Genomic DNA, 25,661 nt, shown 5'->3' on the forward strand with positions numbered 1-25,661 from the left:
CCACGAGACGGCCATCTCCCGCCTCATCTTCTCCCGCCGGGTACGACGCACTCGTACCGGCCCGTCCGGCATGAATGATCGCGTGTTGTCCGTTGTCTCCGGCTCCGGGCTGACGGTCATGGTCCGGGAGCCGCCGGGGAATAGGTTGATCGACATGGGTGGCGAGCACGACGATCCGGTGCAGGCGGCGATCACGGGGGAGATGCGCCTGCTCGAGTGGGAGGTCCGCTCGTCCGCGGTGCTCCTGGGCGAGCTCCTCGACCCGGAGTTCACCGAGATCGGGGCGTCGGGGCGCCTCTGGGACCGGCATTCGCTGATCAACGCGCTGACCCAGGAGTCCGATGCGCCGCCGTACCGGATCACGGTGAGCGAGATGAAGGGCAGGCTGCTCGCCCCCGGGATCGTCCACCTCACCTACGTCTCGGACGAGAACGGCCGGCGGGCCCGGCGCAGCTCCATCTGGCGGCGCTCCGAACAGGGGTGGCGGCTCTACTTCCACCAGGGGACGCTGCTCCCGCCGCAGGAGCCGATGCCCGCCGACCTGGGCTGACCGCCGGCGCGCGGCGGAGGCGCCCCCTGCCGGCCGTACCGGGGCGGACGTGCCGGGATCACCGGCCCGGCCGTACCGGCGGGCGTCGATCCGGGAAGGCGAAGGCTGGCCGGGGCGGGAGCCGGCCGCGGTCGTGCTCTGCCCGGCGGCCGCTCACCCAGCCCGGCCCCGGACCGCGCCTTGTTCGAACACGAATCCGAGATATCATCACGATATTATGATTGATTCCGAGACTGGAATGATCTCCCGGGAAGCGCTGGCACCCGCCGCCGCGCTGTTCCGGTCGCTGGCCGACCCGGTGCGGCTGTCGATCGTGCAGCGGCTGGCGCGCGGCGAGGCCCGGGTCGTGGATCTCACCCGCGAGCTGGCGCTGCCGCAGTCCACGGTCTCCAAGCACCTGGCCTGCCTGCGCGACTGCCGGCTGGTGGACTACCGGGCCGAGGGCCGGCAGTCCTTCTACTTCATCGCCACCCCGGAGCTGCTCGACCTGCTGCGCTCGGCCGAGGCCCTGCTCGCCGCGACCGACCAGGCGGTGGCGCTGTGTCCCACGTACGGCACGGCCTGCGCGGGCTCCCGGCCCGCGGAGGCCCCGGCGGTGGGGGAGGGGACGGCCGGATGACCGCGCTGACCGTGGGGCCGTCGCCGGAGCGCCGGGCCGTGCTGATGCGCCGGGTGCGGCTGCTCGTGGCGGCGACCATCTCCTACAACGTCATCGAGGCGGTGGTGGCGATCGCCGCCGGGTCCGTGGCCTCCTCCGGCGCGCTGGTGGCGTTCGGGCTGGACTCGGTGATCGAGGTGGCCTCGGCCGCGGCGGTGGCCTGGCAGTTCTCCGCGCGCGACCCGGAGGTGGTGGAGCGCCGGGAGCGGCGGGCGCTGCGGATGATCGCGCTGTCCTTCTTCGCCCTCGCGCTGTACGTCTCCGTGGACTCGGTGGCCGCGCTGCTCGGGGGCGGCGAGGCCGAGCACTCCACGCCGGGGCTGATCCTGGCGGCGCTCTCGCTGGTGATCATGCCGGTGCTGTCGTACGCCCAGCGGCGGGCCGGCCGGGAGCTCGGCTCGGCGAGCGCCGTCGCCGACTCCAAGCAGACCCTGCTCTGCACGTACCTGTCGGCCGTGCTGCTGGCCGGGCTGGCGGTGAACAGCCTGTTCGGCTGGGCGTGGGCCGACCCGGTCGCGGCGCTGGTCATCGCGGGCGTGGCGGTCAAGGAGGGCCTGGAGGCCTGGCGCGGCGACGCGTGCTGCCAGCCGCCGCTCCATCCCGCGGCGGCCCTGTCCGGGCGGGCGGACGGAGAGCCCGGGTGCTCGGCCTGCGGGCCCGGCTGCGCGTGCTGCTCATGACCCGCGTCCCGCTCGATCGTGGTGAGGTGACCTCATGGCGCTGACCGCGCTGGCCGTCTATCTGGTCTCGCTGGCGCTCGCGTTCGGCGTGCGGACCTGGGTGCAGTGGCGCCGGACCGGCGACACCGGGTTCCGCGGCGGCGGGCTGCGGCCGGGCAGCGTGCAGTGGTGGGCGCGGCTGCTGTTCATCGCTGCCCTGGTCGCGGTGGCGGCCGGCCCGGTGGCCGAGCTGGCCGGCCTGGCCGCGGTGCCCGCGCTGGACGTGCCGGTCGTCCGCGTGTCCGGCCTGATCCTCGCCCTGCTCGGCACGGCCGCCGTGCTGGCCGCGCAGGCGTCCATGGGCGCGTCCTGGCGGATCGGGGTGGACGAGTCCGAGCGCACCGACCTGGTGACCACCGGGGCGTTCGCGATGGTGCGCAACCCGATCTTCACCGCGATGATGATCACCGCCGCGGGCCTGGCCGCCATGGTGCCGAACGTCGTCTCGCTCGCCGCCCTGGCGCTGACCGTGGTGTCGATCGAGGTCCAGGTGCGCGCGGTCGAGGAGCCGTACCTGCTGCGGGTGCACGGCGAGGCGTACGCGCGGTACGCGGCCAGGGTGGGCCGGTTCCTGCCCGGCCTGGGGCGCCTGCGCCGGTCCGGGGCGCCCGCCGGGCGCTGACCTGGGCGGGAGCAGGACCGGAAGTCGCAGGTCTCCGCCCCAGGCGGCCGAGGTGATCTTGCACCGACCGGCGGCGCGGCCGTACGGCCGGCCGGTGGCGGAGGGGCGTTCCCGGCGGTGACCGTCGACGTCGCCGCCCGCCGGAGCGCCGACGCGAGTGGTCAGTGCGGGCGGGGGAGCAGGCCAGGAGCTCGAGCAGGGCCCGGCCCTGGTCGCGAGCGTCAGTGTGGGCGGGGGAGCAGGGCCGGACGGGGGTGCCAGTCGCCGAGGTACTTCCTGGGGGTGTGCTCCGCGGCCTGTTGGGGGGTGAGCTGCGGCCGGTTCTCGGGCACGGGGATCGCAGCGCCCGGTCCCTTGTTGTGGAACTCGCCGAACCGTGCGTCCCGCCAGTGATACCCCGAGCTCATGTCCACGTACGGCGTGGCGGCGTCGATCGACGGGCCCATCCAGGTTTCGCGTACGACCAGAGACGGGACGGCGGTCGGGTCGCTGCTGGGCCGCCAGGGCCGGGCCAGGCCGAAGGACGCATCCGCCGCCGGCCCGTTGATCACGCAGTGCACCGCCAGGAAGCCGTGCGGGTTGGCGGCGGCCGTGCTCGGTGCGAACACGAAGCCGTACGGACGGAACGTCACGTCTCTCGCCAAGGTGGTCAGCTCGCATCGCTCGAAGACGGCGGTCGCGCGGCCGAAGACGAAGTCGACGTCCCCTTCGATGTAGCACTCGCGGTAGTACTGCCGGGCGAAGGTCGCCACATTGCGGGTGTCGGCGTACAGCGTGTCCTGATGGCCGAGGAAGCGGCACCGCTCGAAGTAGGAGCGGTCGCCCATGACCTTCGCCGCCACCGCCTGCGTGTCCGTGATCTCCGGATGGTCGGCCCGCAGCCAGTCGTTGGCGAACGTGACATGGGCGGCGGTGAAGCCGTCGGCCTGGATCGTGGCGGTGGCACTGCCACTGGTTCCGTACGTGCCGCCGTCCGGCTTGGGCGTGCCGGCCGCGTTGTCGTAGACGATCACCACGTCGCGTGCGTCGCCGGTGGCGCCGAGGAAGCACAGTCCGGTCTTGGCCTGCGGCACGAGGACGGTCTCCCGGTAGGTCCCGGCGGCGATCACCAAGGTCCAGCCCTCGGCCGGCGAGTCCGGGGTCGCGTCGACGGCGGCCTGCACGGTGGTGTAGTCACCCCGGCCCTGGCTGTCCACGTACAGCGTGCGGTCGTTCAGGCGGTGGCGGGGCGAGCCGTACCGGCCGAAGGGAGGCACGTGGGCGGCGCGCGCGGGTGACGCGAGGGCGAGACCCAGGATCCCGGCGGCACCGGCCAGCACCTGTCGTCGGCCGATCAGGGGGGTGTGCGACATCACGGCTCCGGTTGGTCACATATATGAACAGATTCCGTAGATGCGAACACCAGCACGGTAAATTTCGCCCTCAGCGGTGTCAATGACGGATGGGAATCGGTCCGGGGGCGGCCGCCGATCGTCAGGCCCTGCGCTCGCCGCCGACCGGTGCGGCGGGGTGGCCCGCTACACCACCGCGCACCTTCCACGGGTCGTGGGCAAGGACGTAGAAATGATCAAGGCCCGGGCCGGGAGTCCCGGCCCGGGCCTTCGGCTGGAGCGGGTGACGGGAATCGAACCCGCGTTGTCAGCTTGGGAAGCTGATGTTCTGCCATTGAACTACACCCGCGTGGGGCGACCGTGAGGTCGCTCCGTCCCCATACTGTAGCGGAAACCTCGGGCGCGTGGTGCACGTCGTCATCGCGGAATGCGGCGGACGAGCGCGTCCCAGCGACCGGTGGACGCTGGGTGAGGGTTCCGGCACCGCATGTCACGGTACGTGCCAATCGGCCGTTCTACCGCCAAACTTGGGCAATCGTGAGGGAAACCCGCATACTATCGGGCACCGCGGAGAAGCCACCCAGGGGGACACCCTGGGCGGATTGCGGGCGGCCGATTAGCCTTGCATTCGTGCTCCTATCCGACCGCGATCTGCGCGCCGAGATCGAATCGGGGCGGATCAAGATCGACCCGTGGGACCCCGAGATGTTGCAGCCGTCGAGCATCGACGTGCGGCTCGACCGGTATTTCCGGGTTTTCGAGAACCACCGGTACCCGCACATCGACCCGGCGGTGGAGCAGCCCGATCTGACCCGGCTGGTGGAACCGGTCGGTGACGAACCCTTCATCCTGCATCCCGGCGAGTTCGTGCTCGCGAGCACATACGAGGTGATCAGCCTCCCCGACGACGTGGCGGCGCGCCTCGAGGGCAAGTCGAGCCTGGGCCGGCTCGGCCTGCTCACGCACTCCACCGCCGGCTTCATCGACCCCGGCTTCGAAGGGCACGTGACGTTGGAGCTCTCCAACGTGGCCACGCTGCCGATCAAGCTCTGGCCGGGCATGAAGATCGGCCAGCTCTGCATGTTCCGGCTCAGCTCGCCCGCCGAGTACCCGTACGGCTCACCGAGGTACGGCTCGCGCTACCAGGGGCAGCGCGGGCCGACGCCGAGCCGGTCCTACCTGAACTTTCACCGGACCAAGGTCTGAGTGGAACCGATCATGACGGGGGCCGCGTCAGCCTGGCATGTCCGGGTAAGACCGTTACAGGCGGGTTGCCGTGGGCTGAACTTCGTAATTCAGGTGGTTACCCGTACCCTTTCTGCGGACTGTCCCCCGCACCCTGGAGAACAACGTGCGACTGCGTCTCACACCACGTGAGGACAGCTACTACGACTTGTTCGCGCACGCGGCCAACAACATCGTCACTGCCTCGCGTGTCCTCGTCGAGATCATCAGCGACGGCTCCGACCGGGAGGCGCTGGCGGAGAAGATGCGTGCCTGCGAGCACGCGGGTGACGAGCACACCCACGCGATCATGAATCGCCTCAATGAGAGTTTCATCACGCCCTTCGACCGCGAGGACATCTACCGCCTCGCGTCGAACCTCGACGACGTGATGGACTTCATGGAGGCGGCGGCCGACCTCATCGTGCTCTACCAGATCGACCGGCTGCCCAGGGATGTCATCCAGCAGGTCGAGGTGCTCGAGCGGGCCGCCGAGCTCACCGCCGACGCCATGCCGCGCCTGCGCTCGATGCAGCACCTCAACGGGTACTGGATCGAGATCAACCGGCTCGAGAACCAGGCGGACCAGATCTACCGCCGGCTGCTGGCGAAGCTCTTCAGCGGGGAGTACGACGCGCTCACGGTCATGAAGATGCGTGAGGTGATCGAGCAGCTGGAGCTCGCCGCCGACGCGTTCGAGCACGTGGCGAACACGATCGAGTCGATCGCTGTCAAGGAAAGCTAAGTGGAGCTCGCACTCGTCATCGGCGTCATCGTCATCGCCCTGATCTTCGACTACACCAACGGTTTCCATGACGCCGCCAACGCGATCGCGACCTCGGTCTCGACCCGCGCGCTCACCCCGCGTACGGCGCTGATCATGGCAGCGGTGATGAACTTCATCGGGGCGCACCTCGGCACCTCGGTCGCCCAGACGGTCGGCAAGGGCATCATCGCCCCGCCGGACGGGCAGCAAGGCCTGCTCATCGTGGGCGGGGCGCTGATCGGTGCGATCCTGTGGAACCTCATCACCTGGTACTTCGGCCTGCCCTCCTCCAGCAGCCACGCCCTGATCGGCGGCCTGGTCGGCTCGGCGCTCGCGGCCGGCGCCGGCGTCTCCTGGAGCGGCGTGGTGGAGAAGGTCGTGATCCCCATGATCCTGTCGCCCGTGATCGGCTTCACCCTGGGCGCGCTGATCATGATCGCGATCTTGTGGATCTTCCGGCGCTCGAACCCGCACCGGACCGGCAAGGGCTTCCGGTACGCCCAGACCGTCTCGGCCGCGGCGATGGCGCTCGGGCACGGCCTGCAGGACGCGCAGAAGACGATGGGCGTGATCTTCCTCGCCCTCGTGGTCGGGGGGTACGTGGCGCCCACCGACCCGATCCCCGAGTGGGTGATCACCATCGCGGCCGCGGCGATCTCGCTCGGCACGTACGCCGGGGGCTGGCGCATCATGCGCACGCTCGGCCGGCGCATCATCCACCTGAACGCCCCGGCCGGCTTCGCCGCCGAGATGGCGGCCGCCTCCGTGCTGTACGGCGCGGCCATGGGGTTCGGCGCCCCGATCTCCACCACCCACACCATCACCACCGCGATCATGGGGGTGGGGGCGACCCGGCGCCTGTCGGCGGTCCGCTGGGGCGTCGCCGGCAACATCGTCACCGCCTGGGTCCTGACGATCCCCGCCGCCGCCGTCGTCGCCGCCCTCTCCTACGGCCTGCTGCACCTGATCTTCCGCGTGTGACTCACCGCCGGTACATGACGTCCACGGTCCACCTGGTGAACCCGAGCGACTCGTAGAGCCTGACCGCCGCCGTGTTCGCCTCGTCCACGTAGAGCATCACCTGGTCCAGGCCGCGCGAGCGCAGATGGGCCAGGCCGGCGAGGGTGAGCGCCCGGCCGAGGCCGGTTCCCCGCTCCTCCGGGTCCACCCCCACCACGTACACCTCCCCGATCGGCCCGTCTGCGCCTTCCGCCTGCGCGTGGACCTTGGTCCAGTGGAAGCCCACGAGCGTGCCCGCACGCTCCGCGAGGAAGAACCCGGCCGGGTCGAACCAGGGCTCCTGCTGCCGCCGTTTGAGGTCCTCCAAGGTCCAGGAGCCCTGCTCGGGGTGGTCGGCGAAGGCCCGGGCGTTCAGGGCCAGCCACGCCTCCTCGTCCCGCCCCGGCTCGAAGGTGCGCAGCCGTACGCCCTCCGGGAGCTCTGGGGCGGGCAGCGGCGTGGTGAGCGGGCGGCGCATCCGCCACAGCGCCCGCGCCCGGGTCATGCCGAAGCCCGCGGCGAGCCGTGCCGCCGCCGGAAGGTCGCCGTGCGCCCACAGCCGCACGCCCTTGCCGCCGGTGTCGAGGACGGCCGCGAGCAGCCGGCCGCCGAGCCCGCGGCCGCGGAAGCCCGGGTGGACGACGAGCTCCCCGCTCGGGGGATCGGACGGCTCCAGGTACGCGAACCCGGCCAGCTCATCACCGTCGTAGAGGAGCAGGAACCGGGCCCCGGACGGCCCGCCGTACCGCAGGGCGAGCAGCGTCTGCTCGTTGAGAGGGCGCACGCCGTCCGCTTCCGCGGCGGCCTCGGCGAGGGCGAGCACGGCCTCTTGATCGCCAGGAGTCTCCCGGATCTCCACGCGCACCGTCATGTTTCGCACCTTAGGCGATCGACCCGTCACGTGGCGCACAGCGGGGCACGTACGATCTGACTGATTCTTGGTGAAAAAACGTTACCGTTTTTGTCATGCGTTGCTTAGATCACCGTTTTACCTTCGGGGCATGACCAAAGCCTTTCTCACCCGGCTGGCGGTCGCCGGCACCGCCGTGGCGGGCGTCCTCGCCCTCGCCGCGCTCCCCGCGGGTGCCGACCCCGCACCGCAGAGCGCGTCCAAGGGCCGCGGAAACGGCGGCTCCAAACCGGACCACTCCGTGCCGGTACGCCTGCTCACCATCAACGACCTGCACGGGAACCTCGAACCCCCGACCGGCTCGAGCGGCCGCATCGTGGACGAGACCGGGCAGACCGTCGACGCCGGGGGCGCCGCCTACCTCGCCGCCCACCTGAAGCGGCTCCGCGACCGGAACACCCTCGTCGTCGCCGCCGGTGACCTCATCGGCGCCTCCCCGCTCATCTCCGCCGCCTACCACGACGAGCCGACCGTCTCCCTGCTCGACAAGCTCGGCCTGGCGACCTCCGCGGCGGGCAACCACGAGTTCGACGAGGGGTACGCCGAGCTCAAGCGGATCATGGACGGCGGCTGCCACCCCACCGACGGGTGCTCCCCCGCGGGCAAGTGGAAGGGCGCCCGCTTCGACTACCTCGCCGCGAACGTGGTCCGGGAGAAGAACGGCGCCGAGGCCCTGCCGCCGTACGTCATCAAGCAGGTCAACGGGGTGAAGATCGGCTTCATCGGCCTCGTCACCCAGACCACGCCGAGCATCGTCACCTCCTCCGGGATCCAGGGGCTGGAGTTCACCGACGAGGTGGAGGCGGCGAACCGGGTGTCGCGGCTGCTCGCCGCCAAGGGGGTGAAGGCCCAGGTGGTCCTGGTCCACGAGGGTGACCAGGTCGCCACCCCGCAGAGCCCCGACACCTGCCCGGTCGTGCCCGGCCCCGGCTCGCGGATCGCGGCCGGCCTCGACCCCGAGATCGACCTCGTCATCTCCGGCCACTCCCACCAGGCCTACATCTGCAAGATCAAGGACCCGGCGGGCCAGGACCGGTACCACACCCAGGGCTCGTCGTTCGGGCGGATCATCACCCAGATCGACTTCCGCGTCGACCGCAAGACGCGGGACGTCATCCGCTCGTCCGTGTCCGCCGACAACCACGTGGTGACCCGCACCATCACCCCCGACCCCGAGGTCGAGGCGTACGTGCAGACCTGGAAGGAGCGGGTCTCCGTGGTCGCCAACCGGCCGGTGGGGAACATCACCGCCACCATCGCCCGCGACCCGTCCGGGGCCGGGGAGTCCCCGCTCGGCAACCTGATCGCCGACGCCCAGCTCGAGGCGGCCCGGGAGGGCGGCGCCGAGATCGCGCTGATGAACCCCGGCGGTGTCCGCGCCGACCTCACCTACCCGGCCAGCGGGTCCGAGGGCGACGGGGTCGTGACGTACGGCGAGGCCTTCACGGTCCAGCCGTTCAACAACCTCGTGCAGGTGGTCACGCTCACCGGGGAGCAGCTCCGCCGGCTGCTCGAGCAGCAGTGGACCGAGTCCTACACCCGGGTGCTGCAGCCGTCGGCCTCGCTCACCTACACGGCCGACCTGACCAAGCCCATCGGCTCCCGGGTCTCCGACATCAAGATCAACGGCATCCCGGTGACCGACACCCAGCGGATCCGGGTGGCGGCGAACAACTTCCTCATCGGCGGCGGCGACGGCTTCACCGTGTTCACCGAGGGCACGGAGCTGTGGAGCGGGCCGCTCGACATCGACGCGTTCGTCGCCTACCTCAGCGCCCACTCCCCGGTGGACCCGCCGGCCACGGACCGCATCACGTTCATCCGGTGATCCGCCGGTTCATCCGGTGATCCACCGGGCGGAAGAGCACGCGGCCTCCGCCCACGGCCGCTCCGGTCGCAGCTCCCGGGTGGTCCGCCCGCGGGTGGGCCACCCGACCTGCCGGGTGCCGGGCGTGGGCGCGCCCGCCGGTCAGGCGTGCTGCTCCTCGGGATTCTTCTCCCGGGCGGCCTCCCGGGCCTTCTCCCGGGCGACCTTGTTCTGCTGGTCCCCGCCCCGATCGGGGACGAACCGGTAGCCGACGTTCCGCACCGTGCCGATCAGCGACTCGTACTCGCTGCCCAGCTTGGCCCGCAGCCGCCGGACGTGCACGTCCACGGTCCGGGTGCCGCCGAAGTAGTCGTACCCCCAGACCTCCTGCAGGAGCTGGGCCCGGGTGAACACCCGGCCCGGGTGCTGGGCGAGGTACTTCAGCAGCTCGAACTCCTTGAACGTGAGATCGAGCACCCGGCCGCGGATCCGCGCGGTGTACGTGGCCTCGTCGATGCTCAGGTCCCCGCTGCGGATCTCCCCCGGAGCCTTCTCCGCCTCGGAGGTGGAGAGCTTCCCGATGGCCAGCCGGAGCCGGGCCTCGACCTCGGCCGGGCCGGCGCTCTCCAGGACCACGTCGTCCACGCCCCACTCGGCGTTGATCGCGGCGAGGCTGCCCTCGGTCACGATGGCGATGAGCGGGGCGGTGAGCCCGGTGGTCCGCAGCAGGCGGCACAGGCTCTTGGCGTGGATCAGCTCCCGGCGCGCATCGACGAGGATCGCGTCGGCGGGCGGTGCGTCGATGAGCGCGCTGGCCTCTGCCGGGGCCACCCGCACCGGGTGGAGCAGCAGCCCGAGTGCGGGGAGTATCTCGGTGGAGGGCTCGAGCGCGTTGGTCAGCAGGAGCAGGTTGCTCACGCGCGCCTCCTCGAATCCGAACGTTCCGTCTGCGCCCGCCTTGCGACCGCCGGCGCAAACACATAAGGACCCGGGGGCGCCGTTGCCCAGGTCCCTTCTGTCGTAGGTTAGCTCAGCGGATCTGCGCTTCACCTGTGGGTCTTCCGTGTTAAGAGCTCGTAACAGGCGGATGGCTCACGCGATCACGTAATGTGATCGTCAAGGCAAAGGGGGAGGTGACCGGCGAATGGCGAGCGGGACGGTCCGCTACTGGGCCGCGGCGAAGGACGCCGCCGGCGTCGCCGAGGAGCCCTTCGAGGCTGAGACCCTCGGGGAGCTGATCCGCCGGATCTCCGGCAATCCGGAGCTGGAGCGCGTGTTGCGGCGATCGTCGTTTCTCGTGAACGGGGCGCCCGCGGGCACCCGTGACCCCGGCACCATCCGCCTGCCGGAGGGCGCGGTCGTCGAGGTCCTCCCGCCCTTCGCCGGCGGGTGAGGCCGCGCGGCACGGCACACCGGCGTGGGCGGCGGACCGGCGCCGGCCCGGGCGTGCCCTCGCCCTTGGCGCACGAAACGGACCGGTGAGGCCCTAGTGTGGGGGCGACGCGTGCTTCCCGGAGGATTCGGATGCGCAAGTTGCTCGTGTCGGTCTTCGTGCTCGCCGCCCTGCTCGTAGGCCTCGACCGGGTCGCCGTGGTGGGCGCCGAGCGGGAGATCGCCCGGCGAGTCCAGGCCGTCTTCGACCTCCCCGACCCGGTCTCCGTGGACATCACGGGCTTTCCGTTCCTCACCCAGGCCCTCTCCGGGCGCCTCGAGGAGATCTCCCTGAGCGCCGGCGAGGTGACCAAGGCCGGGATCACGCTGTCGAGGATCGACGCCACCCTCGAGGGGGTCACCGCCCCGCTCGGCGAGCTGATCGAGGACAGCGCGAACGCCGATGTCCGGGCCGAGCGGATCACCGGCACCGCGGTGATCTCCATGAAGACGATCGCCGAGTTCGCGCCGCCCGGCATCCGGGTGACGGGCACCGGCGGCGACACCGTGAAGGTCTCCGGAAGGGTCACCGCGTTCGGGCAGCGGGTCCCGGTCGACGCCGAGATGAAGATCCACGTGGGGCGGGGGGAGATCCGCCTCACACCGGTCAGCGTCAACGTCGGCGGCGGCATGCAGGTACCGAACGCGGAACGGCTCCTCACCTTCACCGTCCCCATCCCGAACCTCCCGCTGGGGCTCAAGGTCACCCGGGTGACGTCGACCTCCGATGGGCTCGCACTGACCGGGACGGCGACCGATGTCCGATTCCGCTGAACCGGGGCGGGCCGGCGAACCGCCCGGCCCCGCCGTACGTGACAAGGGTGTGGGCACGGGAGCGGGCACCGGCGAGGAGCTCGTGCGGGCGCTCTTCGCCCACCACGCGGGGCCGTTGTACGGCTACGCGCTGCGGCTCACCGGTGATCCGGGCAAGGCGGAGGACGTGGTGCAGGAGACGCTGCTGCGGGCGTGGCGGCACCCCGCCGTCCTGGAGGGGCGCCCGGTGCGGGCATGGCTGTTCACCGTCGCCCGCAACCTCGTGGTCGACCAGCACCGGGCGCGCCAGGCGCGACCCCAGGAGACCGGGGACGAGGCGCTCGCCCGGGTGCCCGCCGACGACGAGCTCGAGCGGGCGGTCGAGTCCTGGGAGATCGCCGAGGCGATCGCGTCGCTGCGCCCGGAGCACCGCGACGTGCTGCTGGAGGTGTACTACCGGGGGAAGTCGGTCAAGGAGGCGGCCGAGGCCCTCGGCATCCCGCCGGGCACGGTGAAATCACGGACCTACTACGCACTCCGGGCGCTCAAGCTCGCCCTGGAGGAACGGGGGCTGGCGCCATGACGTGCGAGGAGACGAGGATGTCGCTCGGCGTCTACGTCCTCGGGGCGCTCGACGCCGACGAGGAGGCCGCGGTCCGGGCCCACCTCGAGGCCTGCGCCGCCTGCCGGGCCGAGGCCGAGGAGCTCTCCGGGCTGACGCCCCTGCTCGCCCGGGTGACCGAGCGGGACATCGAGCAGGTGGGCGAGCCGCCCCGGGCCGTGCTCGACCGGCTGATCACCACGGCCGCGCGGCGCGGCCGCCGCCGGCGCCTGCTGCTCGCGCTCGCCGCCTCGGTCTCCGTGGTCGCCCTCGCCGGTACGGCATGGCTCACCGTCGCCCAGGGCGCCCGGAACGGCGCCGCCGAGAGCGCGGCGGACACGTCCACGGCGCAGACCGCGGACATCAGCGCGGCGGACCGGCCCGAGATCGCTCTGGACCGGGCGTCCACTCCCGGCGATGGGCGGACCACGATGGCCACCGAGGCACGCGGCGCGAACGGCGACATGCGCGTCGCCGTACGGCTCATCCCGCGGGAAGGCGGGACCGAGGTCGTCGCCCGGGTCGCCGGCGTGCCCGCCGGAACGCTGTGCACCCTGCGCGCCATCGGCACCGACGGCACGGTCGCCCCCGTGGGGAGCTGGTCGGTCGCGCCCGGGCTGTACCGCGAGGACAACGTGGTCTTCGAGGGGCGGACCGGCCTGCAGCTCCCCTACATCCAGCGGCTGGAGCTCACCGGGTCGGACGGCGACGTGCTCGTCACCGTGCCCGTACGGCACCGGCCCGGCCCGGGCTGACGCGCGTTCCGCGGCCGATGCTCACGCGGTCATGCGGTGCGGCGGCCGGCTCGGCCCGGGTTCGTCCGCAGGAGAACCGTACCCGGCCGGCGACCGCGGCAGGGCCGGAAGCGGTGACCTCGGCCCGCGAATCCGGCCCGGCCGGGAGGAATGAATCGCCGGCCGCGTAGAGTTTCTCACCGATGTGGTGGGAGTCATCGTCCTCGCGGTCACGCTCGCCGTCGGCGTCGTCATCGGCCTGTTCCTGCGCCATCGGGACGGGAGGATGCGCACGGTGAGCGCTCCGGCATCCGATCAGGCGCCGCAGGAGCGGTCCCCCGGCGAGCCGTCGGCCGGGGCGACCGTGCTGACCAGCGAGGACATCGGCGCCGAGCTGGGGGAGCGGGCCACGCTCGTGCAGTTCTCCACCGCCTTCTGCCAGCCGTGCCGCGCCACCCGGGTGGTCCTCGGCGAGGTGGCCCGGATCGTGCCCGGGGTACGGCACGTGGAGATCGACGCCGAGTCCCGGCTCGACCTGGTCCGGCGGCTCGGCATCATGCGCACGCCGACCGTGCTTGTGCTCGACCGTTCGGGGAATGTTGTCAAGCGTGCCTCGGGCCGGCCTCGGAAGGTCGACGTGATCGCGGCATTGGGGGCGGTGGTGGACGATGACGCACCTCGTCCAGCTGCGGAGACGTCTCACGAGCCGTCTCAGCATTCGGACAAGGTGTGACAGAACACGAGACAACAGGTACTGTCATGGTCATGACTTCCACGACAGAGCTGCTCACCAAGCGCCGCGCGGTCGACTACTGCCGCGTCGCCACTGCGCTCTGTCGCCTGGCCTGAGGGTGATTCCTGCGGCGTCCGCGTTCACGCTCACGTTCACGCCGCCGTCCGATCAACCTTCAGGAGCATCCTCACGATGCAGATCGACCCTCGAGGCCCCCGTTTCAGCGCGGTTATCACCACCCTCGTCCTCGCAGCCGTCCTGGTGACGGGCAGCGCGTGGCTGCTCGCCTTCCAGGCCCTGGTCTTCGTGCTCGGCATCTTCGACGCCTCGCCGTACGGGCTGATCTACAAGAGGCTCGTGCGCCCGCGGCTCGGACCGCCGAGCGAGCTCGAGGACGCGGCACCGCCACGGTTCGCTCAGGGTGTCGGGTCGGTGTTCGCGATCGCAGGTCTGATCGGGTTCGCAACAGGGATCACCCCGCTGGCCTACGGCGCGACAGCAGCGGCATTGCTGGCCGCCTTCCTCAACGCAGCCTTCGGTCTCTGTCTCGGCTGCCAGATGTACCTGATCATTCGCCGTCTTCAACCTGGGAGAGTTCAATGAGCCGCTCTGCCGTTCTGGTGGATGCCGACTGGGTGGAAGCGAACCTCGACACGCCCGGCGTGGTGATCGTCGAGGTCGACGAGGACACGACCGCTTACGACAAGGGCCACATCCGCGGGGCCATCAAGCTCGACTGGAAGAAGGACCTGCAGGACCCGGTCCGCCGCGACTTCATCGACAAGGCCGGCTTCGAGGCCCTGCTGTCGGAGCGCGGCATCGCCAACGACGACACCGTGGTCCTCTACGGCGGCAACAACAACTGGTTCGCCGCCTACGCGTACTGGTACTTCAAGCTCTACGGCCACGAGAAGGTCAAGCTGCTCGACGGCGGCCGGAAGAAGTGGGAGCTGGAGTCCCGCGAGCTGGTCACCGAGGTGCCGCAGCGGCCGCGCACCAACTACAAGGCCAAGGACCAGGACCTGTCCATCCGCGCGTTCCGTGACGACGTCATCAACGCGATCGGCAAGCTGAACCTGGTCGACGTGCGCTCGCCCGACGAGTTCGTCGGCAAGCTGCTCGCCCCGGCCCACCTGCCGCAGGAGCAGGCGCAGCGCCCGGGCCACGTGCCCACGGCCCGCAACATCCCGTGGTCCAAGGCCGTGAACGACGACGGCACCTTCAAGTCGGACGAGGAGCTGCGGAAGATCTACTCCGACGCCGGCGTCGACTTCAGCAAGGACACCATCGCGTACTGCCGGATCGGCGAGCGCTCGGCGCACACCTGGTTCGTGCTGCACGAGCTCCTCGACCTGCCGAACGTGAAGAACTACGACGGTTCCTGGACCGAGTACGGCTCGCTCGTGGGCGTGCCGATCGAGCTTGGGGAGGCCCGCTGATGAGTCAGGGATGCGGAGCTCCGGCGCAGACCGTGACCCTTCCGGTGGGGGTCGATCTGTCGAGCCAGGCCATCATCCAGGGCGTGGTCACCGGCACCGGTGGCACCGCGTACGCCCGCCTGCTCGACCGCACGGGTGAGTTCGCCGGCGAGGTCGTCGTCTCCGATGAGGGGGTGTTCCGCTTCTTCGCCGCCCCCGGCCGGTGGACCGTCCGCATCATCGCGGCGGGCGGCGTCACCCGCGACGTCGAGGTGGAGGCCAAGCTCGGCGAGGTGACCCAGGTCTCCATCGACCTCTGACACACCTCCTTCCTTCCCCGCACGCACGCCGGGCCGGTGCGTTCACCCATGGGCGCGCCGGCCTTCGGCGTTCCCCGGGGCAGGCACGCGGCCGGTCCAGGCCGAGAGCGAGCCGTACGCGTTGGGCCGCCGCCGGTTCGGCCGCTGCCGGTTCGGCCGGGACGGCATCCCCGGTGGCCGTCTCAGCCGCTCCTCGCGGACCGGGTGGAGTTCTGCGCGTTCCATGGGACGCGCGTTTTCTCAGCGGTCTGATCCGGTCCGAGGGCACGTGCGTCCCGGCGGTACGGCAGGCTCCGTGACCATGCCACGGTCATTCCGGACCGCGGTCACGCGCTCGCCCGTCGTGCAGCTTGACGAGCGTGTCTTCGCCTCGGTGACCAGGGAAATCGTCATGCGCGGCCGGGCCGTCGACCACCGCGACCGGTGCGGAGCGGGGATCATCGGCGGGTCGCCGGAAGCGGTCGCAGCCGGGCAGAGGCGCCCGATAGTATGCGGCAGGTGTCCGGAACATCCGCGCATGCCGTCGCCGACCAGCCCGCCGTGCGCCGGAGACCGGCGTGGCTGCTCTCGCCGTACGCGTTACCGCTCCACGCGCTGCGCATCGCCGGAGCCTGTGCCTTACCGCTGATCATCTGGTTTTCCCTCGGCCGTGTCATCCGGTGGGGGCTCCTGCTCCTCGCGGCGACCATCTCGCACGGCGAGTGGTACCAGGCTCGGCTGGTCGTCGTGATGTTCCTGTTCACCCTGGTCGTGATGGCCTCGCTCGTCACGACCATCGGCATGCTCTACATCCTCCGCGGCGCCCTGATGGAGACCCAGGCCCGCCGCGCGGCGGGTGAGGCGCACGAGAGCCTGCTCAACGCCCTCAACCGGACCGCGCTCGTGTTCTGCGGGATCTACCTGACCTGGGGGTTCCTCGCCGAGGACGCGCGCGACTTCATGAACATCGACCTGCTCCGGCAGCCCGACCGGATCTTCATCGACGCGTTCGCGGGCGAAGAGAGCACCGTGATGCGCGGGCTCATCGGCCTCGACCTCATTGTCTCCGCGGTGACCATGGCCGTGGCCTGGGTGGTGAAGACCCTCTTCGCCCGCCGTCACGAGGCCGGCCGCGGGCGGTTCTCCGGGGTGATCGCCACCTGCGGGGAGCTCGCTTTCGTGCTGTACGGGCTGAACGCGGTGACCACGGTCTTGGGCGCCCGGTCCGACTGGGTCGGCAGCCGGGTGGTCATCGTGGCCTGGCAGGAGTGGATGGAGAAGGCCAGGGAGAGCATCCCCGGGTGGAAGTCGGTCACCGACTTCATCGGGGAGGTCTGGCCGTACGTGGTCGACGCGCTCGTCCTCCCGCTCACCTGGCTGACGGTCGGCATCCTGGTCTACGGCGCGTACGCGGAGGACACCCGCACCACGATCCGGGGGACGCCGCTGGAGCGCGCCGCGGCGCCCCTGGAGCGCCGCACCCACGCCCTGACCCGGCGGGCGCTCGACAGGCTGACCGAGGGGTGGACGAGCCGCTGGATCCCGCTGCTCCATTCACTCCGGCTCACCATGCGCGGCGGCGCCCCGCTGTTCGGCATGTTCGCCCTGTGCTACGTGGGCCTGCACATCGGCGGCATCTACCTCGAGCGCGCCGGCCGGTACCTGCTGGACACCGGCGAGCCGTACTTCTGGATCTTCACCAGCGTGCCCATCGAGTTCGTGTCGGAGCTGATCGTCACGACGCTGAGCATGTGCCTGATCGCCGCGACCTTCGATCTCGCGGCCACCCGGGACCGGCTCGCCCGCGCGCAGGTCAGCGCCGGAAGCGCAGCACGTGATCGTTCCTCTCCTGAGACTTCGCCGCTGCCTTCATGAAGTCTTCCGTCGACTGACCGGGCACGTCCCGGTAGGTGCTCGGCCGTACCAGCAGCTCGACCTCGTCGGCGACCTCAGGCGGGGCCACGCCGATGAACTCCATCCGGTAGGTCACGCCGATCCGGTTCTGCTCGGTCGACGGCGGGGTTTCGTTGCTGAGCTCCTCCATGCGCCAGGTACGGCCGGCCCGGTCGGTCAGCATGACCTCCGGGGTGCCGTGGCGGATGGCGCCCTCCTGGTCGAGCGCGGTCCGGGTGATGACCGCCTTCAGCCACTTGCGATCGGTCGAGCCCGGTGAGCTGTCCGGCGGCGGGATCTCGAACAGGGTGGCCCGCCACTCCACGTGCTGCCAGACCATGGACTCGCCCTTCGGCACGATGTGCACGTGGTCGGCCGGGCGCCCGTACCGGTACACGCTGTAGTGGAACCAGCCGGGCACGCCGACGGCGAGCGCGACGGAGAGCACGGCCGCGCCGCCGAGCAGGATGGTCCGGCGGGCCCGCGACGTGCCCTTTCCGGTGCCGGGGGCCGCGCCCTCCTGGGCGGCGGCGCCGCTCTCCGCCGTGGCCGGCGGCTCCGGCCGCCCCGGCCCCTCGGCCTGCTGCGGCGGCTGCGGTGGCAGGGTCCGGGTGCCGCGCAGCGCGGGGAAGGGCTGGGTGGACCGGTCCTCGTCGTCCTCGGGCGGCCAGACCCGCTTGTCCTGCGGCGGGCGGACCCGGCTGGAGGCCGGTCTCGGCTCCTGGGCGGGCAGGCGCCCGCTGTAGGTGATGTCGGGCGATCCTTGGGACGGCAGCGGTCCGCTGTAGGTGATGTCACCGGGCTGGGGCTCGCCGCCGGGTTGCGGCCCTTGAGCGGGCAGGGGAGCGCCGTAGGTGACGTCGTCCGGTCGTGGTTCCCCGCCGGGCCGCCCGCCCTGCGGCGGGAGAGCGGCGCTGTACGTGATGTCCGGCGGGGGTGGCGTGCCATGAGCGCCCTCGCCCGGCTGGGCGCCCGGGACGGGCGGCGCGGGCTCGTAGGCGGGGTCGCCGGGCTGCGGCGGGAGCGCGGCGCCGTAGGTGATGTCGCCGGGCTGCGGCTCACCGCCGGGGTGTGATCCCTGCGGGGGCGGGGCGGCGCCGTAGGTGATGTCCGCCGGTTGGGTCCCAGAGGACGGCGCAGGAGTGGAATACCCGCCCTCTCCGGGCTGCTGCCCGTGCGACGGCGCAGGGGTGGGGTACCCGCCCTCCCCGGGCCGCTGCCCGTGCGACGGCGACGGGGCGGGGAACCCGCCTTCGCCCGGCTGCGCCGCCAGGGACGGGCCGGGCTGCGCCGCCGGGGGCGGAGAAGCGGGCGCGGAGTGCGGACCCTCGCCGGGCCGGGGGCCGTGCGGCTGCACGGGGAAGTGGTAGCCGAGGTCGCCACGGTGCCCGCCGGGGTGCGGCCCATACGGCAGGTCGGCCGGCCCGCCCTGGGGGTACGGCCCGTGCGCCGGCGCCCCGCCGCCCGGCGGCTGGGCGGGCATGCCGAAAGCGCCGGAGGTCCCGGCGGACGGATCGGCGTCGGACGGCCGGTCCGGCGGGAGGACGTACCACTCCTGCCCCTCCGGCGTGTTCCCGCTCGGTGTCCCGTTCCTCGGCGGCTGGCTCATCACTTCTTGTTCACCAGTGTGTGGTACTCCTCTGCCTCGTCGATCAGCCGAGCGGCGGCGCCGCCGGTGAGCCCGAGATCGATCTCCGTCTCCGGCTGGTACAGGTCCACGACGAGGAGGCCGGCGGGCGGGGCGAAGACCAGCCGCGCCCCCGGGACGGCGTCCTTCGGCACCTCGTAGACGAGCACCCCGCTCGACCAGAGCCCCGGCTGGATCCACTTGCTGAACAGGGTGAGGCTGCTGTCGACCTTGTCCGTCGGCCAGTAGACGCGGTCATCCCTGGTGCGCAGGACCGGAGGGCTGCCCTGCGAGAGCCGGAACGGTTCGCGCACGCCCCGGGCGGAGATGTTCACCACCAGGAACAGGTTGCTGGTCCGGACCTGGATCGTGTCGCCGACGCCGAAGTTCTTCGTGTCGACGGAGAGCGCGGCCTTGATCCAGTTCACCTTGACGCTGTACCGCGAGGTGTGCACCACCTCGCCGATCCGCCCGTGGACGGTCAGGTTGGAGAGCTGCTCCTCGTACGACGGCTCGAAGGTCTGCGCGTAGACCGCGGCCGCGGCGAGGGCGAGGCCGATGAGCCCGCGGGCGATCCTCCGGCCGGCGCCCGCCTTGGCGGGCCGGGCCTCCGCGGCCGGTCCCTCCACGCTCGGGAGCTGCGGCTGCGTGACCGTCATTGCCCCTGCTCCTGCCGTACCGGAAGGGTGATGCGCGCCGCCACGGTGGGCGTGAACTCCTCGTCGTCCAACTCACCGGCGAGCCGCCATTGCCGCGTCTTGTCGCGGAGGCCGATCTCCTCGTACACGAAGCTGCCGACGTCGATGGTGATCTCGGAAGGGGCGGGGTCGGTGGGCTTGAGGTCGTACTTCACCACCACCGTCGTCGTGATGCCCGGGTGGAGCTGCCGGCTCTGGACGCCGTAGCTGAGCACGTAGACGCTCGGGCCGTACTCGGACTTGATCTCCGGGGCGATCCTGAGCAGTGAGCTGGCGAACTCCCCGAACCCCATGGACGGCTTGGCATCGGGCTTGGGGATGCCGCCGACCGGTGCGGTCTCGTTGCTCACGTTCTTGACCTTGAGCACGAGCTGCAGGCTGCGCTTGGGCGTGCCGTACCGGTCCTGTTCCGTGGTGTCGATCGCCTTGATGAACTGCGTGCTGAACCGGCCCTGATCGATGATCTTCCCGGGGGCGACCTCGGGAGGCGGCTTCTCCGGCGCCTCCTGCAGGCCGCCGAGCAGCGCGGTGACGCCCAGGCCGGCAGCGGCGATCGCGATGGCTGCCGGGATGAGGATCGGGCGTCGGCGGCGCTTGCCTCCGCGGGATGAGGTCATGCCAAGGGATGGTAGTACGACGCCCTTGCGGCACTTGCCGGATCTATGGCACGGCCATGGGAGAAATACGTCTGAATGGCGAGAAGCCCACACCGGTGAGGCGTGGAGATCCTAGGCTGGGATCGAGGCGGACATGGAGGGCTCGTGGGCGACCCGCACCCTGATCATGCCCAGCTTCAGGCTGATCGGATATACCTGGGCTGGCAGTATGCGCAGTTATATCCGGATCCCGGACCGCCGCCCAAGCGTCCTCCCAGGGAAGAGATCCCCGAAGAGCCGCTCGACGACGAGTGGTTACGCCGCCAGCGGTTTCAGGAGGATCTGTTCAACCGTCCGGTCCGGCTGCTGCGCACCTCGGCGGCGATGATCGCCGCCCTCATCCTCCTCCTCGGCGTCACCGGGGTGCTGATGTGGCCCCTCGTCCTGCTCGGCCTCGCCGCGGCCGGCGGTGTCGCGCTCATCTGCAGTTACGCGATCTACAAGGGCAGGCGCACCGTGGACGCGCGGATCGAGGAGCGCCGGGAGCGGCTCCAGCGCGAGCGGGAGCGCCGGAAGCGGGAGCTCCTCGCCGCCGAGGAGGAGCACGCGGCGAAATACCGGGAGTGGGCTGAGCGGAAACGCCGGTACGAGGAGCAGGTGACCTGGTATGCGGTTACCGTGCCCGACGACATCGACCGGATCGACGTGGCCGGCGGCACCCTCGCCGGATGGTCCGCCCTGATCACCTTGGTCGGCGCCACCCGGCTCCACAGCGGGGGCGATCTGACCGTCCTCGACCTCTCCGAGGGGGCGATCGCAACGGACCTCATCGAGCTCGCCAGGCGCGGCGGCGACAAGCCGCTCGTCTGGGTGCTCCCGGCCGACCTGCCGCGCCTCGACCTGGGCGCGCGGCTGGGGCCGGAGGCCTTCGCCGACGTGCTCGCGCACGTGGTGAGCGTGAGCGAGGAGACGGGGAGGGACATCGGGTTCGACAACGCGATTCTGGAGCGGGTGCTCCAGGTTCTCGGCGAGGACGCGACCATCAGCCAGGTGACCGCCGCGCTGCGGGCCCTCGCGCAGGTGGGCGACCCGCGCGATGACATGCGGCGCGGCCTGCTCACCGCGGCCCAGCTCGAGCGGATCGGCACGCTCTTCGGCCGCGGGGTGGCCGACCGGGTGGTCATCGAGCGGGCCTGGGCCATGGAGTCCCAGCTCCGGAAGCTGGAGCCGCTCGGCTCGGAGGCGGTGCCCCTGCCCCCCGCCCGCCTGCGGGTGATCAGCATGGACCGGCAGGCGGGGGTGTTCGGGAACCGGGTCCTGGGCACCTACGTGGCCACCGCGCTGACCCACCTGCTCCGCAGGTCGCCGGCGAACCGGCGGCCCTGGGACCACACGATCATCGTCGCGGGGGCCGACAAGCTCCGGGGCGACGTGCTCGACCGGCTCATGGACGCCTGCGAGACGTCGCGCACCGGGCTGGTGTTCACCTACCGCACCCTCACCCCGACCGTGCGGGAGCGCCTGGGCCGCGGCCACGCCGCCGTCGCCTTCATGCGCCTCGGCAACGCCGAGGACGCCCGGGTGGCGAGCGAGCACATCGGCACCGGGCACCGCCTGGAGCTCGCCCGGCTCACCGAGCGGCTCAGCGCGTCCGCGGGCGGGATGGCCGGCCGGTACACGTCGACCGTCGGTCCGCAGCAGGCCTCGGCCGGGGAGCGGAGCGAGGGCGATCTCCGGGAGGACATCACCCGGTCGACCGAGTGGGGGCGGCGGGCCACGGAGGTCGCGCACGGGGCGCCGCACCTGTCGCGCGAGTTCCTGGTGGAGCCGCACCAGCTCCAGCAGCTCCCCACCACCTCGGTCATCGTCACGCACGCCACGGCCGAAGGCCGCCGGGTACGGCTCGCCGACGCCAACCCGGCGATCCTGACGTTCCCCAAGAGCACGCTCCGCGACATCGATGAGGTGTTGCGGGCCCTGCCCGACGGTGGAGAGGAAGAGGCGTCCCCCGCCGGCGCGGACGCCCCGCCGCCCAACCTGGGGCCACCGCCGCCCCGGCTCGACTGGCGGAAGCGACCATGACACCGTTCACATTGGGTAACGGCATCGTCAACCGGGCTGTGTCGGCGTGTTCGGTGAAGGAATCTCTCCCCAGTTCGTCGTCACCTGAGGGGTCTCATGCATCCGTTCCCCTTGAGCGGGCCGTGGTACCGGATCCAGGCGATCACCGCCCCCGCGCGTAGCCCGTCCGCGGAGTGGGACTTCGTCACCGTGCTTCCCGCCGTCCTCTCCGCGGCGCAGCGGAACCGGCCGTTCGTCATCGGCTGGCTGTCGCGAGGGGCGGGGGCGCCGTTAGAGCTGATCACGAACGCGGGGCCGCTGGAGCCGCCCCGCCAGCCCAAGCGCGCCGCCACGACCGGCGACCCGCCGCCCGCGGGCCCGCAGCCGCTGCTCTTCCCCGGCGGCGCGCGGGGCGTGGAGATCGGCGACGACTGGCTCGCCGATCTGGCCGACCTGGTGTGGACGCCGTGCCCGGGCCGGCAGGCGCCGCCGCTGCAGGGCCGGGCGGGGACGGACGCCGAGTCCGGCCGGCCGACGCTGTTCGAGTCGACGCTGGTCACCCTCATGTCCCGGCCGTTCGCCTGGCTGGTGATCGCCGAGCCGACCGACCTGCTCGACGCGGAGATCGCCCACCTGCGCACCCAGCTCAACGTGCTCCGGCAGTACGGCGACGCCTCCGAGCGGTCGCGGTTCGACGTGGAGCGGGCGGAGCGGCGCATGCAGGAGCTCGACGCGTTCCGCGAGGCCGGGCTGTGGAACGTGCGCGTGCTCGCCGGCGCGGCGAACGCCGAGGAGCTGCGGCAGATCGCCCCGGTGCTGGTGGGCTCCGTGGAGATGAGCCACCACCCCTACCGGCTGCGCACCGCCCTGTCCGGGGCGGGCCTGGCCGGGAAGGACTCCGGCCCGGGCGCCGGCCCGGTGTACGCCTTCACCGAGGCGCTCTCCCTCGACCTGCGCGACCCCACCGACGGGGCGGCCACCCCGTTCGCGGCCACGGCCGGGGCGCTCGCCGCGCTCGCCGGGCTGCCGCACCGGGAGGTGCCCGGGGTGCGGGTGCTCGACGCGGGCTTCTTCGACGTGACGAGCGAGGCCGAGGTCGACGGCAGCTCCGAGGTGATCGATCTCGGGACGATCGTGGACGGCCAGGACCGGCCGGTGGGAACGTTCCGCGTGCCGCTCTCCACGATCAACCGCCACGTGTTCGTGACCGGCGCCACCGGGTCGGGCAAGTCGCAGACGGTGCGGCACCTGCTCGAGCAGCTCACCGAGGCGGGGATCCCGTGGCTCGCGATCGAGCCGGCCAAGTCCGAGTACGCGGCGATGGCCGGCCGGATCGAGCACCTCGCCCCGCTGACCGTGATCAACCCGTCGGCGCCCGACAACGTGCCGATCAGCGTCAACCCGCTCGCGCCCGAGCCGGGCTACCCGGTGCAGGCGCACATCGACATGGTCCGCGCGCTCTTCATGGCCGCGTTCGACGCCGAGGAGCCGTTCCCGCAGATCATGTCGCTGGCGCTGCAACGGGTCTACGAGGCCAACGGCTGGGACGTGGTCACCGGGGCCGGCATCCCCGGGGCGGCGGTGCAGCCGGCCGTGCCCACGCTTGAGCAGCTCCAGCAGCACGCCCTCGAGGTGATCCAGGAGATCGGCTACGGCAACGAGGTGCAGGCCGACGTCGAGGGCTTCATCAGCCTGCGGCTGCGCAGCCTGCGGGTGGGGAGCGCCGGCCGGTTCTTCGAGGGCGGCCACCCCGCGGACATCGGCGGGCTGCTCCAGCGGAACGTGGTGCTCGCGATCGAGGACGTGGCCAACGACGAGGACAAGGCGTTCCTCATGGGCACGCTGATCATCCGGATCGTGGAGCACCTGCGGATGCGCGCCCGGCAGGAGCCGCGGGAGGAGCTGGCCGGGGGCCTCCGGCACGTGATCGTGATCGAGGAGGCGCACCGGCTGCTGCGGAACCGCGGCGCGGGCCGGGCCTCCACCCACGCGGTCGAGCTGCTCGCCGGGATGCTCGCCGAGATCCGGGCGTACGGCGAGGGCATCATCGTGGCCGAGCAGATCCCGACCAAGCTCGTCTCCGACGTGGTGAAGAACACCGCGCTCAAGATCGTGCACCGGCTGCCGGCCGAGGACGACCGGCGGCTCGTCGGGGCGGCGATGAACCTGAGCGAGGACCAGTCCCGCCAGGTCGTCTCGCTGCGGCCCGGGTACGCGGCGGTGTTCGCCGACGGCATGGACCGCCCGCTTCGGGTGAAGATCCCTCTGGGGGAGGACCGGGAGCGGCCGATGCTCAGCCCGGTGCCGCCGATCCGGGGCCGCCGGTCGGCCGCCTGCGGGCGCGAGTGCCGTACCGGGAAGGCGTGCACCCTGGTCGAGCTGCGGGAGGCGGACCTGCTCGCCGCCGCCCCCGAGTGGGCGTGGCTGCGGATCTGGACCGACACGGTGATCCTGGCCTTCGTGACGAACCGGCCGCTGCCGGGGGTGCCGCGGGTGCTCGCCGACATCTGGGCCGAGCTGCCGCCGCGGCGCCGGGAGTGCCTGCTCGCCACGCTGATCGAGCGCTCGGTCTCCCGCCGCGCCTGGTCGCTGCGCACCTGGTTCGACCCGGCGCTGCTGACCGAGCGGGCCGCGGAGGTCGCGGCCGGGCTGCTCGACCCGGAGAGCGTGGAGGGCGAGCTGCCGCCCATGCGGCCGGGCGACCGGCCGGGCCCGTCGTGGGTGATCCCGCAGGTGCGCTGGCTGCACGAGGTGGAGCGGCTCTTCCCGTACGGCCGGCCCGCCCCGGACCTGCGCGACCCGGCGCCGCCCATGGAGTATCCGCTGTTCGGCACCGACCCGGCCGGGCGGCCGTACCCGCACCCCGGGGTGAACGGGTCGGTCCAGCCCGAGGGCAAGGGGGAGGGCGCCGTGGCCGTGGGGGCGCGGGTCGAGCTGCTCGGCCACCGGGCCAAGGCGCTCCGCCACCACCCGCTGTCGATGGAGGTCGACCGCAACCGGGCGCTCGCCTGGCGGGTGATCCTCGGCGACGACGAGCACGAGGGGATCCAGCGGGACATCACCATCGTCGCGATCGGGGTCGAGCCGCATGAGCGGCTCCGGTTCGTGGCGCAGACGATGGGCGCCTCGTGGCTGGAGACGGTCCTGTCGTGGCCGCGGCGCTTCGTCCTCCCGTTCGACGGTGACGCGCCGACGGAACTTTCCTTCCCTGATGCGGGATGAGCGGGGGCG

The 25,661-nt window shown here is 71.8% G+C and carries 26 protein-coding genes and 1 tRNA gene; 20 read left to right on the top strand and 7 right to left on the bottom strand.

The features are described from left to right. The first annotated feature begins 85 nt into the window (after window positions 1–85). The 4 genes from TBIS_RS02215 (at window position 86) to TBIS_RS02230 (ending at window position 2,549) form a co-directional block, all read left to right on the top strand. Window positions 86–550, top strand: a complete 465-nt coding sequence (locus tag TBIS_RS02215; RefSeq protein ID WP_242384298.1) for a nuclear transport factor 2 family protein — start codon at window positions 86–88, stop codon at window positions 548–550. 217 nt (window positions 551–767) lie between these two features. After that, on the top strand, window positions 768–1,169 hold the full coding sequence (locus tag TBIS_RS02220; RefSeq protein ID WP_242384299.1) for an ArsR/SmtB family transcription factor: 402 nt from the start codon (window positions 768–770) through the stop codon (window positions 1,167–1,169). Next, window positions 1,166–1,888 carry a cation diffusion facilitator family transporter gene (locus TBIS_RS02225; protein WP_013130706.1) on the top strand — a complete coding sequence of 241 codons (723 nt, stop codon included), beginning with the start codon at window positions 1,166–1,168 and terminating at the stop codon, window positions 1,886–1,888. Before TBIS_RS02220 ends, TBIS_RS02225 begins: the two co-directional genes overlap by 4 nt. Window positions 1,889–1,922: 34 nt before the next feature. Then, the gene (locus TBIS_RS02230) at window positions 1,923–2,549 is read left to right on the top strand and encodes a methyltransferase family protein (protein WP_013130707.1); all 627 of its coding nucleotides are present in this window, start codon (window positions 1,923–1,925) and stop codon (window positions 2,547–2,549) included. A 221-nt stretch (window positions 2,550–2,770) separates the two neighbouring features. Here TBIS_RS02230 and TBIS_RS02235 read toward each other — a convergent pair whose 3' ends face one another. Together TBIS_RS02235 and TBIS_RS02240 are read right to left on the bottom strand one after the other, a co-directional pair. Continuing rightward, window positions 2,771–3,901 (bottom strand): pectinesterase family protein, encoded by a 1,131-nt coding sequence (locus tag TBIS_RS02235; RefSeq protein ID WP_013130708.1) that lies wholly within the window; start codon window positions 3,899–3,901, stop codon window positions 2,771–2,773. Window positions 3,902–4,155: 254 nt separating this feature from the next. After that, window positions 4,156–4,229 (bottom strand) — tRNA-Gly (locus tag TBIS_RS02240). Between the two features lie 281 nt (window positions 4,230–4,510). Here TBIS_RS02240 and dcd point away from each other — a divergent pair. The 3 genes from dcd to TBIS_RS02255 all read left to right on the top strand — a co-directional run bounded on the left by dcd (window position 4,511) and on the right by TBIS_RS02255 (window position 6,851). Beyond that, window positions 4,511–5,086: a dCTP deaminase gene (dcd, locus tag TBIS_RS02245; protein WP_013130709.1), complete on the top strand. Its 576-nt coding sequence runs from the start codon at window positions 4,511–4,513 to the stop codon at window positions 5,084–5,086. Between the two features lie 145 nt (window positions 5,087–5,231). Then, on the top strand, window positions 5,232–5,849 hold the full coding sequence (locus tag TBIS_RS02250; RefSeq protein WP_013130710.1) for a DUF47 domain-containing protein: 618 nt from the start codon (window positions 5,232–5,234) through the stop codon (window positions 5,847–5,849). Continuing rightward, window positions 5,850–6,851, top strand: a complete 1,002-nt coding sequence (locus TBIS_RS02255; protein WP_013130711.1) for an inorganic phosphate transporter — start codon at window positions 5,850–5,852, stop codon at window positions 6,849–6,851. 1 nt (window position 6,852) lies between these two features. Here TBIS_RS02255 and mshD read toward each other — a convergent pair whose 3' ends face one another. Further along, window positions 6,853–7,740 carry a mycothiol synthase gene (gene mshD, locus TBIS_RS02260; RefSeq protein WP_013130712.1) on the bottom strand — a complete coding sequence of 296 codons (888 nt, stop codon included), beginning with the start codon at window positions 7,738–7,740 and terminating at the stop codon, window positions 6,853–6,855. Window positions 7,741–7,870: 130 nt separating this feature from the next. On the opposite strand from mshD, the gene TBIS_RS02265 reads away from it, so the two are divergent. Further along, window positions 7,871–9,607, top strand: a complete 1,737-nt coding sequence (locus TBIS_RS02265) for a bifunctional metallophosphatase/5'-nucleotidase (protein WP_013130713.1) — start codon at window positions 7,871–7,873, stop codon at window positions 9,605–9,607. A gap of 141 nt (window positions 9,608–9,748) precedes the next feature. On the opposite strand, the gene TBIS_RS02270 is transcribed toward TBIS_RS02265, so the two are convergent. Then, a complete protein-coding gene (locus tag TBIS_RS02270) occupies window positions 9,749–10,504 on the bottom strand; it encodes a response regulator transcription factor (RefSeq protein WP_013130714.1) in 756 nt (251 codons plus the stop codon). A 226-nt stretch (window positions 10,505–10,730) separates the two neighbouring features. Between TBIS_RS02270 and TBIS_RS02275 the strand changes: the two genes are divergently transcribed. The 10 genes from TBIS_RS02275 (at window position 10,731) to TBIS_RS02315 (ending at window position 17,430) form a co-directional block, all read left to right on the top strand. Then, entirely contained in the window at window positions 10,731–10,979 is a 249-nt protein-coding gene (locus TBIS_RS02275; RefSeq protein WP_013130715.1) for a MoaD/ThiS family protein, read from the top strand. A 131-nt stretch (window positions 10,980–11,110) separates the two neighbouring features. Beyond that, the gene (locus TBIS_RS02280; RefSeq protein ID WP_013130716.1) at window positions 11,111–11,791 is read left to right on the top strand and encodes an LmeA family phospholipid-binding protein; all 681 of its coding nucleotides are present in this window, start codon (window positions 11,111–11,113) and stop codon (window positions 11,789–11,791) included. Further along, window positions 11,775–12,353 carry a sigma-70 family RNA polymerase sigma factor gene (locus tag TBIS_RS02285; RefSeq protein ID WP_013130717.1) on the top strand — a complete coding sequence of 193 codons (579 nt, stop codon included), beginning with the start codon at window positions 11,775–11,777 and terminating at the stop codon, window positions 12,351–12,353. The genes TBIS_RS02280 and TBIS_RS02285 overlap by 17 nt, the downstream gene beginning before the upstream one ends. After that, window positions 12,350–13,126 carry a zf-HC2 domain-containing protein gene (locus TBIS_RS02290; protein ID WP_083785198.1) on the top strand — a complete coding sequence of 259 codons (777 nt, stop codon included), beginning with the start codon at window positions 12,350–12,352 and terminating at the stop codon, window positions 13,124–13,126. Before TBIS_RS02285 ends, TBIS_RS02290 begins: the two co-directional genes overlap by 4 nt. Before the next feature lie 187 nt (window positions 13,127–13,313). Beyond that, a complete protein-coding gene (locus TBIS_RS02295) occupies window positions 13,314–13,838 on the top strand; it encodes a TlpA family protein disulfide reductase (protein WP_241019835.1) in 525 nt (174 codons plus the stop codon). A 26-nt stretch (window positions 13,839–13,864) separates the two neighbouring features. After that, on the top strand, window positions 13,865–13,954 hold the full coding sequence (locus tag TBIS_RS20145) for a putative leader peptide (RefSeq protein ID WP_338113495.1): 90 nt from the start codon (window positions 13,865–13,867) through the stop codon (window positions 13,952–13,954). 76 nt (window positions 13,955–14,030) lie between these two features. Further along, entirely contained in the window at window positions 14,031–14,441 is a 411-nt protein-coding gene (locus TBIS_RS02300) for a DUF4395 domain-containing protein (protein ID WP_013130720.1), read from the top strand. Beyond that, window positions 14,438–15,277 (top strand): sulfurtransferase, encoded by an 840-nt coding sequence (locus TBIS_RS02305; protein WP_013130721.1) that lies wholly within the window; start codon window positions 14,438–14,440, stop codon window positions 15,275–15,277. The genes TBIS_RS02300 and TBIS_RS02305 overlap by 4 nt, the downstream gene beginning before the upstream one ends. Continuing rightward, a complete protein-coding gene (locus TBIS_RS02310; RefSeq protein WP_013130722.1) occupies window positions 15,277–15,576 on the top strand; it encodes a DUF1416 domain-containing protein in 300 nt (99 codons plus the stop codon). The genes TBIS_RS02305 and TBIS_RS02310 overlap by 1 nt, the downstream gene beginning before the upstream one ends. Before the next feature lie 498 nt (window positions 15,577–16,074). Beyond that, window positions 16,075–17,430 carry a hypothetical protein gene (locus tag TBIS_RS02315; RefSeq protein WP_148231435.1) on the top strand — a complete coding sequence of 452 codons (1,356 nt, stop codon included), beginning with the start codon at window positions 16,075–16,077 and terminating at the stop codon, window positions 17,428–17,430. Here the strand turns inward: TBIS_RS02315 and TBIS_RS02320 are convergent. Genes TBIS_RS02320 through TBIS_RS02330 form a run of 3 tightly spaced genes read right to left on the bottom strand, consistent with a single transcriptional unit; the run spans window position 17,369 to window position 20,390 of the window. After that, the gene (locus TBIS_RS02320; RefSeq protein ID WP_013130724.1) at window positions 17,369–19,057 is read right to left on the bottom strand and encodes a hypothetical protein; all 1,689 of its coding nucleotides are present in this window, start codon (window positions 19,055–19,057) and stop codon (window positions 17,369–17,371) included. The genes TBIS_RS02315 and TBIS_RS02320 overlap by 62 nt on opposite strands. Then, window positions 19,057–19,734, bottom strand: a complete 678-nt coding sequence (locus tag TBIS_RS02325) for a DUF4352 domain-containing protein (RefSeq protein ID WP_013130725.1) — start codon at window positions 19,732–19,734, stop codon at window positions 19,057–19,059. Before TBIS_RS02325 ends, TBIS_RS02320 begins: the two co-directional genes overlap by 1 nt. Further along, on the bottom strand, window positions 19,731–20,390 hold the full coding sequence (locus TBIS_RS02330; protein ID WP_013130726.1) for a hypothetical protein: 660 nt from the start codon (window positions 20,388–20,390) through the stop codon (window positions 19,731–19,733). The genes TBIS_RS02325 and TBIS_RS02330 overlap by 4 nt, the downstream gene beginning before the upstream one ends. 144 nt (window positions 20,391–20,534) lie before the next feature. Here TBIS_RS02330 and TBIS_RS02335 point away from each other — a divergent pair, with 144 nt between their 5' ends. Then, window positions 20,535–22,451, top strand: coding sequence for a hypothetical protein (locus TBIS_RS02335; RefSeq protein ID WP_013130727.1), 1,917 nt, complete (start codon window positions 20,535–20,537; stop codon window positions 22,449–22,451). 111 nt (window positions 22,452–22,562) lie between these two features. After that, window positions 22,563–25,652 (top strand): ATP-binding protein, encoded by a 3,090-nt coding sequence (locus TBIS_RS02340; protein ID WP_242384300.1) that lies wholly within the window; start codon window positions 22,563–22,565, stop codon window positions 25,650–25,652. Window positions 25,653–25,661 lie beyond the last annotated feature (9 nt).

This window comes from Thermobispora bispora DSM 43833 (genome assembly GCF_000092645.1).
Classification (GTDB): Bacteria; Actinomycetota; Actinomycetes; order Streptosporangiales; family Streptosporangiaceae; genus Thermobispora; species Thermobispora bispora.